This is a genomic window from uncultured Pseudophaeobacter sp., from assembly GCA_905479575.1.
In the GTDB taxonomy this organism is placed as follows: domain Bacteria; phylum Pseudomonadota; class Alphaproteobacteria; order Rhodobacterales; family Rhodobacteraceae; genus Pseudophaeobacter.
Genome location: CAJQNB010000025.1, coordinates 1 through 12,575 on the forward strand (window position 1 = coordinate 1; position 12,575 = coordinate 12,575).

16 protein-coding genes and 2 pseudogenes are annotated in these 12,575 nt (G+C 58.9%); all 18 read left to right on the top strand.

Going from position 1 to position 12,575, the window contains the following annotated elements; all coding sequences use genetic code 11:
• Positions 1-192 (top strand): annotated as a pseudogene (locus tag QZ268_RS08870) (hypothetical protein); the annotation flags it as partial.
• A complete protein-coding gene (locus QZ268_RS08875; protein ID WP_295451169.1) occupies positions 189-434 on the top strand; it encodes a hypothetical protein in 246 nt (81 codons plus the stop codon). The pseudogene QZ268_RS08870 and the gene QZ268_RS08875, both read left to right, overlap by 4 nt.
• Positions 434-1,045 carry a hypothetical protein gene (locus QZ268_RS08880; protein WP_295451173.1) on the top strand — a complete coding sequence of 204 codons (612 nt, stop codon included), beginning with the start codon at positions 434-436 and terminating at the stop codon, positions 1,043-1,045. Before QZ268_RS08875 ends, QZ268_RS08880 begins: the two co-directional genes overlap by 1 nt.
• 225 nt (positions 1,046-1,270) lie before the next feature.
• Complete coding sequence (locus tag QZ268_RS08885) at positions 1,271-1,852, top strand: hypothetical protein (RefSeq protein ID WP_295451179.1); 582 nt, start codon at positions 1,271-1,273, stop codon at positions 1,850-1,852.
• Positions 1,849-2,568 (top strand): hypothetical protein, encoded by a 720-nt coding sequence (locus tag QZ268_RS08890; RefSeq protein ID WP_295451185.1) that lies wholly within the window; start codon positions 1,849-1,851, stop codon positions 2,566-2,568. The genes QZ268_RS08885 and QZ268_RS08890 overlap by 4 nt, the downstream gene beginning before the upstream one ends.
• A gap of 481 nt (positions 2,569-3,049) precedes the next feature.
• Entirely contained in the window at positions 3,050-3,592 is a 543-nt protein-coding gene (locus QZ268_RS08895) for a hypothetical protein (RefSeq protein WP_295451192.1), read from the top strand.
• A 395-nt stretch (positions 3,593-3,987) separates the two neighbouring features.
• The gene (locus QZ268_RS08900; RefSeq protein ID WP_295451203.1) at positions 3,988-4,446 is read left to right on the top strand and encodes a hypothetical protein; all 459 of its coding nucleotides are present in this window, start codon (positions 3,988-3,990) and stop codon (positions 4,444-4,446) included.
• Positions 4,447-4,456: 10 nt separating this feature from the next.
• On the top strand, positions 4,457-4,915 hold the full coding sequence (locus QZ268_RS08905) for a hypothetical protein (protein WP_295451205.1): 459 nt from the start codon (positions 4,457-4,459) through the stop codon (positions 4,913-4,915).
• Positions 4,915-6,678, top strand: a complete 1,764-nt coding sequence (locus QZ268_RS08910; protein WP_295451207.1) for a terminase TerL endonuclease subunit — start codon at positions 4,915-4,917, stop codon at positions 6,676-6,678. The genes QZ268_RS08905 and QZ268_RS08910 overlap by 1 nt, the downstream gene beginning before the upstream one ends.
• Positions 6,675-7,886: a phage portal protein gene (locus QZ268_RS08915; RefSeq protein ID WP_295451209.1), complete on the top strand. Its 1,212-nt coding sequence runs from the start codon at positions 6,675-6,677 to the stop codon at positions 7,884-7,886. The genes QZ268_RS08910 and QZ268_RS08915 overlap by 4 nt, the downstream gene beginning before the upstream one ends.
• Positions 7,886-8,350, top strand: a pseudogene (locus QZ268_RS08920) (HK97 family phage prohead protease); the annotation flags it as partial. The gene QZ268_RS08915 and the pseudogene QZ268_RS08920, both read left to right, overlap by 1 nt.
• Before the next feature lie 234 nt (positions 8,351-8,584).
• Positions 8,585-9,787, top strand: a complete 1,203-nt coding sequence (locus tag QZ268_RS08925) for a phage major capsid protein (protein WP_295451210.1) — start codon at positions 8,585-8,587, stop codon at positions 9,785-9,787.
• 66 nt (positions 9,788-9,853) lie between these two features.
• On the top strand, positions 9,854-10,138 hold the full coding sequence (locus tag QZ268_RS08930) for a hypothetical protein (RefSeq protein ID WP_295451213.1): 285 nt from the start codon (positions 9,854-9,856) through the stop codon (positions 10,136-10,138).
• 14 nt (positions 10,139-10,152) lie between these two features.
• Positions 10,153-10,758: a hypothetical protein gene (locus QZ268_RS08935; RefSeq protein WP_295451216.1), complete on the top strand. Its 606-nt coding sequence runs from the start codon at positions 10,153-10,155 to the stop codon at positions 10,756-10,758.
• The gene (locus tag QZ268_RS08940) at positions 10,755-11,102 is read left to right on the top strand and encodes a head-tail adaptor protein (protein WP_295451219.1); all 348 of its coding nucleotides are present in this window, start codon (positions 10,755-10,757) and stop codon (positions 11,100-11,102) included. The genes QZ268_RS08935 and QZ268_RS08940 overlap by 4 nt, the downstream gene beginning before the upstream one ends.
• Before the next feature lies 1 nt (position 11,103).
• A complete protein-coding gene (locus QZ268_RS08945) occupies positions 11,104-11,589 on the top strand; it encodes a hypothetical protein (protein ID WP_295451222.1) in 486 nt (161 codons plus the stop codon).
• Positions 11,586-11,948, top strand: coding sequence for a hypothetical protein (locus QZ268_RS08950; protein WP_295451225.1), 363 nt, complete (start codon positions 11,586-11,588; stop codon positions 11,946-11,948). The genes QZ268_RS08945 and QZ268_RS08950 overlap by 4 nt, the downstream gene beginning before the upstream one ends.
• A gap of 53 nt (positions 11,949-12,001) precedes the next feature.
• Positions 12,002-12,442 carry a hypothetical protein gene (locus QZ268_RS08955; protein WP_295451228.1) on the top strand — a complete coding sequence of 147 codons (441 nt, stop codon included), beginning with the start codon at positions 12,002-12,004 and terminating at the stop codon, positions 12,440-12,442.
• The last annotated feature ends 133 nt before the right edge of the window (positions 12,443-12,575 follow it).

The following is a 12,575-nucleotide window of genomic DNA, read 5'->3' on the forward strand; positions in this document are numbered from 1 at the left end:
TGGTCCAGCTACTTCCGGGCGCGGTTCAACAGCCCGCGCGAGGTGGCGCTGTTTTGCGACGTGAGCTTTCAGACCGCGCTGAACTGGTGGGGGGCGGTCACGTCTCCGGCCAGCCACATCGCGTTGCTGATGATCATGACAGATCCAAAGGCGCCGGAGTTCTTTCACCAGCAGATGGGACGTGCCGCATGAGCATCAAAACGCAACGTATCGCCTATCAGATCTGGTGGATGACCCGCGCAACGGCAGGGGATTGCACCCTGGCGGAACTGGCGCGCTTCACCGGCGCCTCGGCTAATACCTGCCGCAACATTTGCATGCACCGGGGCTGGGGCAGCCGCTATCGCCGCCGCGTCACCGATCGTCGTCGCATGGCGCCGTTTGAGGCGGCGCAGGCCTGCGAGGTTTATGAACTGGTCGAGGCCTTTGTCTGATGGTTGGGGCGCATCATCTTAAGCCGGTCAGCACAGGCGAAGTGCCGATCTATCCGATCGAGGCAGGCGAGCGGCTGGAGAGCCACTACTTTGTTGAGTTCCACTATCAGCGCTGGCTGACCAGCGACACAAGGCTGCTGGCCGATCTGGAAGTGCGGGCGGTGTTCCTCGATATGATCTACCTGGCGCAAACGCAGTCGCCGGTGGGCACATTGCCGACCAATCCCAAACTGCTGGCCAAGCTAGTCGGGGTTTCGCAGGAGGTTTTTGACAGCCTTTGCCAGCGCGAGATTGGCCCGCTGCACAACTGGTCCCTGTGTCTGTGTGACGGGGTGCAGCGGCTGCATCATCCGGTGGTGACCGAGATTGCGCTCAAGGCGGTTGGGTCGAAGAAACGAAACGCGGCCAAGAACGCGGATGACCGGATGCGCAAACGGCTCGGAACTATCCGCGAAAACCTGGTGAACCGGATCCCTGGCGGGCGACAGGTCGCGGCAAATGATGAGTGGGTGAACCGGCTCAGCGATTGGATCGAAGATGCCTATCCCGGCGGCAGTGCCACCGAAAAGCGCATCAAGGAAGCCTGGGAAGACCTTTCCTCGCAGCCGTGAAAACCGCCTCAAAACTTCCGCTGGAAGATTTCGGAAGTTCCGGGGGAAGTTTTCAGGAAGAAAAGCGCGGTTTTTAGAAGTTTTGGTTTTTGATTTCCGTCCAAAACCGCGCGGCTGAAAGGAAAAGAGAAGAAATGAAAAGAAACGATAGAGGCAGGCGCGCCGCAATTAGTGGTGGATCCTGTGGATAAGTCGGATTTGCTGAGAAAGAGGAAGAGCAGAGACATGGATGCCAAAGAACAGGCCGCAGGCGAGCGCCGGGTGAAGGATCACCTGATTGAGCCATTGAAACGGTTGGGGCTGGCCAAGCCGTCCAGCCTGACGGTGGCGCAGTTTGATGCGATGGTCGCGGATCTGACCGGCAAGCTGGCCTATATGTCAGAGCTGAACCTGCAGGCGCTGGCAGAGCAGGTGGCCAATATGCCCGGCGGCAAAGAGCGGGATCGCTTCCCGATCGCAGCCAAGATCCTCGGTTGGGCCGCAGAGATCCAGCCGCCATCCGATGATGCCTCGCCGCTGTTTCGGGCGGTCTTTGCCCATGCCCTAGGCCAGCGCGCCCTGGCAGAGGGCTGGGCGCCGGAATTACTGGCCGAGTTGCGCCGGGCCCGCGTCTGGCCGCGCGAGTATGATCTGCGCCAGGTGCAGGACCGCGCCGGTGATGCACGCCGTCGGGTTGCGCGGCTGGAAGAGCAGCTGCGCCGGGGCGATAGCGTGTCACCACAGGACCAAACCTTCCAACAGCGTCGCGCCGCTGCCGAGGTGAAGTGCCGACGCATCGCAGCACTGGCAGCAGGGGGCGCAGCATGAAGGACTTTGTTGTGATCGTCAGCCCTGACGGCGCTGCGCGGCTAGAGGCGGAAGAGATCCTTCTGGCTGGGATCAAAGCCCGCAGCGCGGTGCCAGAGATCTGCGGCGATGCCATTGCCGATGCCCCTGCGCGCGGCGCGTTTCGGGTGTTTGAGCCACAGGCGCTTTATCCAGACGGGGAGGGCGGTTTTGCGGTTAAACATGCGGGCTATCGTGGGCGCAGCGCAATCCAGCGCGCCGATGTGTTTGATGTGATGGCGGCCAAGGCGGCCCGGCACAACAAGCCGTCGCCGCTCTCTCCGGGGCAGGTGGCCATTGGCCGCCATTACCGCGACCTGGTCGAGCGCCACGCCTGCGCTGGTCTCAAGTGTTCCTCGATCGAGGCACTGCGATCCGGCGGCGGTGGTCGCGGCGGCGACTTCATGGATGCGGTGCTGCGCGATCGCGAAGAGATCGACCGCCTGCGCCGCCGCATCGGCTCCGGTTCCGCCATGGTGGTACGCCGTATTCGACCATCGAGACGCGGATGCCGCACCAGCATTTTCGACCGGCGCCTGGTCGATATGGTCTGCCTGGAAGATCGCCCCCTCAGCGATGTCCTGAAGGCGCATGGCTGGTCAGTCTATGGGGCCACATCGCAGGCCATCGCCCAAGCATTGGGGCTGGCGCTGGAGAGGATGGGAGGCGGCTGCGGATTAGGTACTTGGGGACCGTGATTATAGCGCGGAATGATTAAGGGAAGCATTGAAAGATAGAGGGGGCCTGCCAGTCTTTTGGACTGCATACTTGGCAAGAAGACTGTGCAAACGATAAGCGCCAATCTAAACATTGCATCCGAGTTCAGATCATGTTTGGCAGGCTCAGGGACTGGATAAGAAACTTAATGAATACAGGCCCTAGGTGCTTGCTAAATATATCAAAAAGATGACATTGGTGCTTTGGTTGGCGCTGCAGGTGATGCTAGGGGTTACCTGCAGCATCCGGGAGGAGGGGTGATATACGCGGCTTAAACTAGCATAGATTCGATGACTTCCAAACCACGGCTAATCCCGGTGCGTTTCAGATAATAATTTGAGGCAATAAGTGAGGGAAGTTATACGAGTTTTGGCCCCCTCTTTTTCTTAGGTGAAGCTATTTTTCATGGTGATAAAAAGCTTCATTGAATGCTCTTAATTTTCTGAAAGAAAGAAAGATGGAATGAGAAAAGTACTTTCGATTTTGGCTCTGTTGGTGGTTTCGGCTTGTTCTGGGACACTACCTGCGTCTTACACACCACAGACGTTTGTTTCGCTGCCTGGAACGCGGGCAGCCGTTGGAGATTTCAATTACCTGCCTAGTGATGAAGGGAAGGTTCAATCTAACCAGATCCAAAATACTGCCATTGGGAACGTTCTTATTGGTGAAGATGTTGCGGTTTATGTCCGAAGGGCAACTGCACTAGAATTACAAAAAGGCGGTACCAGAGTCGATGCGAACAACGGGAAAGTCATTTCGGGACAAGTGAATAAGATCCTTGCTGACGACCTTGGGTATTCAGTTAGGTGGTCATATTCGGTTACCTACACAGTCAGCAACCGCTCTAGTGGTGCTCAGGTTTTTCAGAAAACTTATGAAGCAAAGCCACGAAAAACTGGGAAATTCAGTCAGCCTGCGGATTTTGTCGCAGTGTTCAACGCAATGATCACGGATGGGATCGAACAATTTATGAGTGAAGTCAAGCGAACTAGAGTGCTGCGGTAGGGTCGATGTAAGTTTCACCTCAGCGGGATGGAAGTTGAAAATAGCGCAACATGTCAAAACCAGTGATTGGTCTCCGCATATCCAATTCACCGGATATGCGGAGGAAGTCATGCCATCCATTATCTCCATGGTGCGTGAGACATTTCCAACGAATCCAGCTCTTCAAATGCAGTTAGGACAGACGCCTCATTGTTGAGCGCTGACAGTGGTAGTTTTACTCTTGTAGATAAGGTCACTCATGACCTGCGGACTCAATGTAGACCTCTGCCAAAAAATCCCCCTTGACGCTTACCTCATCGGCATGCGAGTAGATTTGCATCATCAATAAATGCGCCCACGGGAAACCGGCGGGCGTTTTTGCGTTGTATCATCTGACATCATTGAGAGGGCGCGGGATGCCAAAGAAACCCTGCGCGCATCCTGGCTGTTTCCGACTGATTGAGGTTGGGATTGGCTATTGCGATGCGCATGCCCGATCGGCAAAGCAGGACCGGGACAAGCCATCTGAGGCCACGCGGCGCTCGGATCGGCCCAGCCGCAAGTGGTACAACAGCAAGGGCTGGCGCGGCAAAACAGGACGGCGTTTGCAGCAACTGGATGCAGAGCCGCTGTGTCGGCTTTGCCCGGATCACTCAAAGCAACTGGCCACGGTCGCTGACCATGTGGTGCCGCACCGGGATGACTATGGGTTGTTTTGGTTCGGAGCGCTGCAATCGCTCTGCAAGAGCTGTCACGACATCAAGAAACAGCGGGCCGAGAGGCGCGCAACACAGGGAGGGGGGGGCTTTGAAAGTCTGGACCCTCCAAAGCTGAAACCGGCGGGAATAATCGGATTTATTCGCGCGCAAATTTAAGGGGGGGGGTATGCACCACACTGGCACAGACATTCAGAAACTGGTGAACCTCCTGGGGGGCTGGCCCGCTCATTTTGATGAGGTCGAGAAAGCGCATGGCGAAAGCCTGCTGCGTTACTTGAAGCGGGACGGGCTGATCGATGAGCCGGTCTTTGGGCAAGTTGTTCGTTACGCGGTTCACCGCGCTGCCTTTGATCGGCTGTCTGTCCTGATCGTCGATGAGGGGTTCACCGGCACCGAAGGCAACTTCATGTCGGGCCTTGCCCAACAGCGCGCGGCTCATGAGAACCGGATCGCGGTGCTGGAACGCGAGCTTCTGGGAACACCCTATGTCCGGGCTAAGCAAGGGCAGTCGACCCAAACCTCATTTATGGGTTTGCTCAATGATCCCGCGCCGGAAGACGGCGGGCAGGGCGGCAAGGTTATTACGCCGTTCCGCCCCCTGACCCGTAAAGGGACGCGTGCCTGATGCTGGATTGTGGAGTTTCAACGCCAATCACCCAGCGCGGTTTGCAGTGGGTGGAGGATGTGCTCGCAGGGGAGGTGCCGAGCTGCAAGCGCGCCCAGCAGGCCTGCAAGCGGTTTAAAGCGGATCTGAAACGCGCCGGAACTGATGCCTTTCCCTATGTGTTTGACGCCGAGGCGGCGGAGCACATGTGCGCCTTTCTGGAAGCTTTGCCCCATATCGAGGGGGCATGGGCCGCGCGTGGTGAGACCCTGACATTGCTGCCGTGGCAGGCCTTCATGATTGGCCAGATCGGCGGCTGGCGCCATATGGTTACGGGGTTGCGGCGGTTCCGGACGGCCTATGTCGAGGTGCCGCGCAAGAATGGCAAATCCACGCTGCTGGCCGGTGTCGGACTTTACTTTCTGGTGCCGGATGGTGAGCCGGGCGCCAAGGTCTATTCGGCAGCAGCTTCGACCCATCAGGCGCGGATCGTCTTTGACGCGGCCCGCGTCATGGCGCTGTCAGGTGAAGCCGAAGGCATGGGCCTGGATGAGGTGCTGGGGCTGACGGTCGAAGAGCACAAGATCAAAACCCAGGATCCGGCGGCGGTGTTTCAGCCGATCGCCAGCCAGACCAAATCAAAGGACGGCAAGAACCCGCATTGTGCGATCGTTGATGAGCTGCACGAGCATGACAAGCGCGATGTCTGGGACTCGATGGCCTCGGCTCTTGGTGCGCGCGAACAGCCCTTGCTGATCGCCATCACCACAGCCGGTTACAACACCGGGGGGATCTGTTTCGAGCAGCGCAAGTATCTGCAGAGCCTGCTGGACGGGGACCGCAAGAATGAGCGCTATTTCGGCCTGATCTTTGAGGCCGATGAAGGGGATGAGCCGGGAGACCCCAAGACCTGGGCCAAGGCCAACCCCAGCCTGCATGAGGCCAAGTCATTGGATTACATGCAGGATGAGTGGGAGAAGGCAGAGGCCAGCCCGGCGGCGCTTGGGGAGTTCCTGCGCAAGCATCTGGATATCTGGACCAGTGTTGGTGCTGCAGCAATTGATATGGAGGCCTGGCGGGCCAGCGAGGATGCCAGCATGAAGCTGGTGCAGTATCGCGGGCACAAAGCCTATATTGGCGTGGATCTTGCCACCCGGAAAGATCCGGCCAGCGTTGTGGCGCTGATCCCTGACGGCAAATTCTATCGCCTGTTCAGCTGGCATTTCTTGCCGGAGAAAATCGTGGATGCGCCGGGCAATGAGCATCTCTGGGGCTGGAAGAAAAAGGGCCTGATCTACACCACGCCGGGGGCGGAACTGGATCTCAACATGGTTGAGGCACTGGTGCTGCAGCTCGCGGGGCTGGGCGATGATACCTGGGGCTGGTCAGATCTACCGGCACTTGATGTTGAGATGGTGGTTTATGATGCGGCCTTTGCGGCGCAGATGGCCGCGAACTGGGAGAGCGCCGGCATCACTGCAGTCGAGCTGCGATCGCGGGCGGCCAACCTGAATGAGCCCTTCAACAAGCTGATTGCCAGCGTTGAAGATCACCGGGTGATCAATGACGGCAATGAGGTTCTGACCTGGATGGCAGGCAACACTCTGCAAAAACAGGTGCAGGGCGGCGACTACATCTATCCGACCAAACAGGTGCCTGAGGATTCCATTGATGGAATGATCGCCACCATGAATGCCATCTGGCCGCTGTGCCAGGTGCCTGAAGACACCAGCGACGCAGAACGACGCGGCAGCTTTTTTGCAGCACTTGGAGCCTCCTCATGAGCCTGATCGACAAGGCGCTGTCAGCCGTGGGGCTGCAGCTCAAATCCGCAAGCGCGGTTAAATGGACGGATGGCCGTGGCCAGGGTGGCGCGGCTGGCAATGCTGGAGAGCTGGTCAGCGCGCAGTCGAGCCTGGGGCTTTCGGCGGTCTGGGGCTGTGCCAACTTGATCAGCGGCACTCTTTCCTCACTCCCCTTCGAGGCGATCCGGCGGACGGAGGGCGGTATTGCCGAGGTGGCCAGCGATCATCCGCTGCACCGGGTGATTTATGAAAGCCCGAACTTTGACCAAACGGCGCTGGATTTCTGGGACTTCATGAACCTGTCGCTTGAGCTTTGGGGCAATGCCTATGCCTCGGTGGTGCGCAAAGATGGAAAAGTGACGGCGCTTTACCCGGTCCAGCCGGAGGCCATGGCGGTGCGGCGTCTGGAGGATGGCCGGATCGAATACCGCTGGAGCGACAATGGCAGGCCCTTCGTTAAGCTTGATCGGGATGTGTTCCATGTCCGTGGCCCTGGGGGCAATCCGCTGGGTGGCATGTCGACGTTGCGCTTTGGGCTGCAGACGTTTTCCTCGGCGCTGGCGGCAGAGCGGGCGGCTTCCAGCATGTTCAAGAACGGGCTGCGCCCCTCTGGGCTGATCAAATTCAAGGAATGGCTGAATGCGGAAGAGCGGATCACGGCGGAGGCCATTGTTGAGAAATATCAAGGTGCGGTGAACGCGGGCAAGCCGTTCATTGCGGAGGGCGGTCTGGAGTATGAGCAGATCACCATCTCGCCGGAAGATGCGCAGATGCTGGAAACGCGGCAATTCTCTGTGGAAGAGATCTGCCGGTTCTTTCAGGTGCCGCCAGCCTTGATCGGGCATGCGGGGGCCTCGACGGCCTGGCCGACAAGCGTGGATCAGCAGGTTTTGATGTTCACCAAGTTTTACCTGCGCCGTCGGGTGAAGCGGATCGAGCAGGCGGTGCGCAAGCAGTTGCTGACGCCTGCGGACCGGGCAGCCGGGATCTCGGCGCGGATCAATATGGATGGGTTGTTGCGGGGCGATAGCGCCAGCCGCGCCAGCTTCTATCAGACCATGGCCCAGATCGGCGGGCTGACCATCAATGAGATCCGCAAGCTGGAAGGCAATCCGCCAGTGCCGGGCGGGGATGTCGTGCGGATGCAGATGCAGAATATCCCACTTTCGGAAACAGGAGAAAGCTGATGTCGATCGAGACAAAAGATGTGGCCTTTAACCTCAAGGCTGCAGCGGCAGATGGTGCCATCGAGGGCTATGCCAGTCTGTTTGGTGAGGTGGATCAGGGCGGTGATATCGTTGCCGCTGGTGCCTATGGGGCCAGCCTTTCCAAGCTGACGGCACAGGATCGCAAGGTGAAAATGCTGTGGCAGCATGACCCGGCGCAGCCGATCGGGGTTTGGGAAGAATTGCGCGAAGATGATCGGGGTCTTTGGGTCAAGGGCCGTATCCTGACCGAAGTTGAAAAGGGCCGTGAGGCGATAGCCTTGATCAAGGCGGGTTCGATCGATGGTCTGTCGATCGGCTATCGGACGATCAATGCGCAGAAAGACGATGGCGGCAACCGGGTGCTGAAAGAGGTTGATCTTTGGGAGGTGTCACTGGTGACCTTCCCGATGCTGCCAACGGCGCGCGTGGCGACCAAAGGCGAGGTGCCTTCAGAACTCATTGAAAAGCTCAAGGCCGGGGACCGGCTGACAGAGCGGGAATTCGAGGCAGCGGTCAAGGGACTTGGCCTCTCGAATTCACAGGCGGAGCGTTCCGCGCGCATCCACCTGAAAGGGCAGGGGGACCCTGCTGCAGCGGAGACTGACGCGAGAGTGTTTCTGACAACTCTCATGGGTTCCTGACCCAACACTCAATCCATAATTTATAGGAGGTTCCCCATGTCGGGAGAAACCAAATCCGCTGCAGAACTTGCAGTGGAAATGAAAACTGCGTTTGAAACAAAGTTTGATGCGGTGAAGGCCATTGCAGAGGATGCCCTGGGCAAAGCCAAGGCGGGGGAGACCCTGAGCCAGTCCATGAAGGAAAAGGCTGATGAGGCCCTGACCGAGCTTGGCGGTCTTAAAGGCAGCCTGGAAGAGCTGGAGCAAAAGCTTGACCGCACCGGCGGTGACGGCGGGGCAGAGGTCAAATCTATCGGCAGTCAGTTCACCGAGAGCGATGATTTTTTGCGCTTCAAGGACAACCCGCGCAAAAGTGACAGCGCCGAGCTTACGGTTAAGGCTGATCTGACCACCACCACTGGCGGTGCGGGTGGCATGGGCGCAGCGGTGCATTCCAGCCACCTGCCCGGCATTGCGCCGATGCCCCAGCGCCGGATGACTGTGCGTGGCCTGTTGATGCCGGGGCAGACGGATCAGCCCAACATCGATTACGACCGCGAAACCGGGTTCGCCAATAACGCGGATGTGGTTGCCGAAGGTGGGTTGAAGCCGCAGTCGGATTTCCAGATCGAAGAAATCCAGACCCGCACCAAGGTGATCGCCCATTGGATCCGAGCCTCCAAACAGACTCTGTCTGATGTGGCGCAGATCCGCTCCATTATCGACAATCGCCTGCTTTATGGTCTGTCTTTCAAAGAAGAACAGCAGCTTTTGTTTGGCGACGGCACCGGCGAAAACCTGCATGGCATCATTCCGCAGGCCACGGCTTTTGCGCAGCCTGCAGGCTTCCCTGCTGGGACGTCCATCGACCAGGTGCGTTATATGGCGCTGCAGGCTGTACTGGCGGAATACCCTGCCACCGGCATTGTCATGCACCCGGCAGACTGGGCCTGGATCGAAACCCTGAAAGATGGCGAGGGCCGCTATATTATCGGCAACCCGCAGGGCACCCTGTCGCCTACGCTCTGGGGGCTGCCGGTGGTCGCGACCCCGGCTATGGCGCTGGATAAGGTGCTGGTTGGGGCCTTTGATATGGGGGCGCAGATCTTTGATCAGTGGACCTCGCGCATCGAGACCGGCTTTCAGAATGATGACTTCACCCGCAACAAGGTGACCGTGCTGGCAGAAGAGCGCCTGGCGCTGGCGGTCTACCGCGATGAATCTTTCATCTACGGCGATTTTGGCCGTCAGGCTGACTGATCCAATCTGACCACCTGGGAAGGCGGGTCAGCCGCCTTTCCGCTGTGAAAACTGGAGTACTCTCACATGGATTATAAAGTGTTGCGCCCGCATCTGGGCGATAAGGCCTATCTGCCGGGCGATGTGCGATCGGCAAAGCCTGCCTCGGTATCGCACCTGGTGGCGAAAGCTGTGCTGGCCCCTGTGACGCAGGAAGAACCATCTTCTGAAGATGGTCAGAAAGCCGTGGCCGAAAACAGTGGCAACGCGGCAGGCGCGCGGACTGCGCTGGAAAACAAGGCCGACGAGCCGCCGCAGAATGCAGCGACCACAGGCCCTGGCGCGGCTGAAACAACCAACTCCCAAACCTAGCAGGAGCATAGGCAATGTGGCTGGAGAGACTTACAGGCGGGGCAACTGACCTGATCACTTTGGCGGATGCCAAGGACAAGTTGCGCATCATATCGCCTGAGGGTGAGGACCCAGAGCTGGACGCGGAGATTGCCCGTGTGATTGCCTCTGCATCGGCTGCTTTGGATGTGGATCAGGACGGCTTTGGCGGGTTGGGGTTTCCTCTGGTCTCGCAACAATGGTGCCGTCGCGGTGCCGCGTTGGATGAGCGGTTTCTGCAGCTTCCCTTTGCGCGGATCTTGTCGGTTGACGAGATCCGCTATCTGGATGCGACGGGAGCGGAGGTAGTTGTTCCCGCCGAGAGTTACGCCCTGGTGGGGCGCGGGCGGATGCGCCAGGTGGCGCAGATCTCCGGCGCGTTGTGGCCCGCTGTTGCTGATCGGCCTGATGCTGTCACACTTACATTTACTGCAGGTTTTGAAAGCCTGGAGGCGGTACCGGAGGATTTGAAGGCCGCAGCAAGAGAGTTGGTCAAGTTTTACTATGATCATCCGCTTGCCGACGCCGCCACCGGAATTCCTGAGCAGGTGCAGCGCGGTGTCGATCGGTTGACCCGTCGCTATCGGGCATTTGCGCTATGAAACGACAAGCACTTCCGCCTTTCGATCGGCGTGTTTCTCTTTTGGGCGCCCAGGTTGAGGAGAACGATGCAGGTGAAACTGTTGCGACTGGTTGGAACGAGATTGCACAGGCCAGAGCCAACTATGCGCCAGTGTCTGATGGTGAGCGCCTTCGGGCTGCGGCTGTTGAGCAGAAGGCCGAGGCGCGCTTTGTTGTGCGTTGGTCTAAAGCTCTAGCCGTGATCACTGGTGAAAACAGGCTGCGTTTCGACGGTACGGATTGGCGCATTACCGAGATCAAGGAAATTGGTCGCCGCCGTGGCTTGGAGATCTCTGCGTGGCGGTTGAAGAAGGCGGGTGGCTGATATGGTTGCGAAGCTTCGCATTGAGGGATCCGGCGATATTGAGCGCGCCCTGGTGCAGCTCACGCGGGGGCAATCCAAAGCCTCGGGGCGGCGGGCGCTGAAGAAGGTTCTGAAACCGGTGGCGCAAGCGGCAGAAGGCATGGCGGGGGGCAAGTTCAAGGTTGCGGTGACCAGCAAGCTGGACAAGGGGCAGAAACGGGGCGCGCGCGGAGATCAGGGGCGCAACCGCGTGGCCATGTATGTCGGGCCGGTGCAGGAAGATGGCAGTCTCGCGCCCCATGCGCATCTTTATGAGGATGGCAGCGCGCCGCGTTATCAGCATTCCACCGGCAAATTTACCGGCGAGATGCCGGCCAACCCCTTCCTGCGGCCTGCCTGGGATCTCTATGCGCCGGGGATGCTGGAGGCTCTGGGTCAGGAGATCCGCAAGGATATCGAGAAGACGCTGGAGCGGGCGCGGCGCAAAGCTTTGAGGGCTGGCAAATGAGCCTGGAACGCGAGTTGAAAGACCTGCTCAAGACGCTTGGGGTGCCCGTTGTCTGGGGCCTGTTTGACAGTGATGTGGGCTTTCCCCGCATCAGCCTGCACCGGGTTGGCACGGTGACGGGCTACGCGCTGCAGGGGCGGGCGGATGTGGAAACCGCGCGGGTGCAGGTGAATATCGATGCCCTGTCTTACGGCGAGCTGATCTCGCTGGGGCCGCAGGCGTCCCAGCTTTTGACAGGTTATCGCAGCGGGTCGGTGATCCGCATCAAAGAACTCTCGCGCCGGGACGGATCATCCGAGACCGGCGGTGAAGTGGTCCGGCGTCAAATGCTGGATGTCCAGGTGCGCTACCGCACCTGAATAATGGCCGGGTAACCGGCTGAATACTCTGACAATCTGAAAGGAATATGCCAATGGCAGAAAATGTCATTCCGGGCGATCTGTGCGATGTGCAGTGGTCCGAAGACGGGGTTGCCTGGGAGGTAATCAAGGGGTGCAAAACAGTTGGTATCCCCGAGGAAAGCCCGGAATACCGGGACCGCACCTCGCTGGACAGCCCTGGCCGCAGCAAGGAATACGGCGTCGGCCTGACCGATACGGGCGAGCTGACGCTGTCCTGTTTTTACTCGGCCGAACTTTATGAACAAGCGCTGGCGCGCAAAGGCAAGGTGATCTTCTTCAAGGTGGATCTTCCCGCTGTGGACGGCGAGCAGATCACCGGGGATGCCTTTGATTACAAGGCCTTTGTGAACCCCTCCATTCCGTCGGTGGATGTGGATGGCGATCTGATGACCGATCTCAAACTGCGCCCGACGGGTGTGGTTGGATGGACCAAAGGGGATCCAGTCGTATGATCCGCAGTGCAAGCATGAAGCTGGGCAAAAAGACCCTCAAGCTGAAGTTCTCGACCCGTGCCCTGATCCGCATTGAAGCGGAAAACGGCGGTCAGTCTTTTGACACCCTGCTGGATCAGCTGATCACCGGCGC

What these genes read in the sequence shown, in the direction of transcription:
- QZ268_RS08945 (WP_295451222.1), top strand. Translation starts at nt 11,104, where the DNA reads ATGGTTGCGAAGCTTCGCATTGAGGGATCCGGCGATATTGAGCGCGCC.
- QZ268_RS08910 (WP_295451207.1), top strand. Translation starts at nt 4,915, where the DNA reads ATGCTGGATTGTGGAGTTTCAACGCCAATCACCCAGCGCGGTTTGCAG.
- QZ268_RS08940 (WP_295451219.1), top strand. Translation starts at nt 10,755, where the DNA reads ATGAAACGACAAGCACTTCCGCCTTTCGATCGGCGTGTTTCTCTTTTG.
- QZ268_RS08915 (WP_295451209.1), top strand. Translation starts at nt 6,675, where the DNA reads ATGAGCCTGATCGACAAGGCGCTGTCAGCCGTGGGGCTGCAGCTCAAA.
- QZ268_RS08880 (WP_295451173.1), top strand. Translation starts at nt 434, where the DNA reads ATGGTTGGGGCGCATCATCTTAAGCCGGTCAGCACAGGCGAAGTGCCG.
- QZ268_RS08935 (WP_295451216.1), top strand. Translation starts at nt 10,153, where the DNA reads ATGTGGCTGGAGAGACTTACAGGCGGGGCAACTGACCTGATCACTTTG.
- QZ268_RS08950 (WP_295451225.1), top strand. Translation starts at nt 11,586, where the DNA reads ATGAGCCTGGAACGCGAGTTGAAAGACCTGCTCAAGACGCTTGGGGTG.
- QZ268_RS08905 (WP_295451205.1), top strand. Translation starts at nt 4,457, where the DNA reads ATGCACCACACTGGCACAGACATTCAGAAACTGGTGAACCTCCTGGGG.
- QZ268_RS08890 (WP_295451185.1), top strand. Translation starts at nt 1,849, where the DNA reads ATGAAGGACTTTGTTGTGATCGTCAGCCCTGACGGCGCTGCGCGGCTA.
- QZ268_RS08900 (WP_295451203.1), top strand. Translation starts at nt 3,988, where the DNA reads ATGCCAAAGAAACCCTGCGCGCATCCTGGCTGTTTCCGACTGATTGAG.
- QZ268_RS08875 (WP_295451169.1), top strand. Translation starts at nt 189, where the DNA reads ATGAGCATCAAAACGCAACGTATCGCCTATCAGATCTGGTGGATGACC.
- QZ268_RS08955 (WP_295451228.1), top strand. Translation starts at nt 12,002, where the DNA reads ATGGCAGAAAATGTCATTCCGGGCGATCTGTGCGATGTGCAGTGGTCC.
- QZ268_RS08925 (WP_295451210.1), top strand. Translation starts at nt 8,585, where the DNA reads ATGTCGGGAGAAACCAAATCCGCTGCAGAACTTGCAGTGGAAATGAAA.
- QZ268_RS08885 (WP_295451179.1), top strand. Translation starts at nt 1,271, where the DNA reads ATGGATGCCAAAGAACAGGCCGCAGGCGAGCGCCGGGTGAAGGATCAC.
- QZ268_RS08930 (WP_295451213.1), top strand. Translation starts at nt 9,854, where the DNA reads ATGGATTATAAAGTGTTGCGCCCGCATCTGGGCGATAAGGCCTATCTG.
- QZ268_RS08895 (WP_295451192.1), top strand. Translation starts at nt 3,050, where the DNA reads ATGAGAAAAGTACTTTCGATTTTGGCTCTGTTGGTGGTTTCGGCTTGT.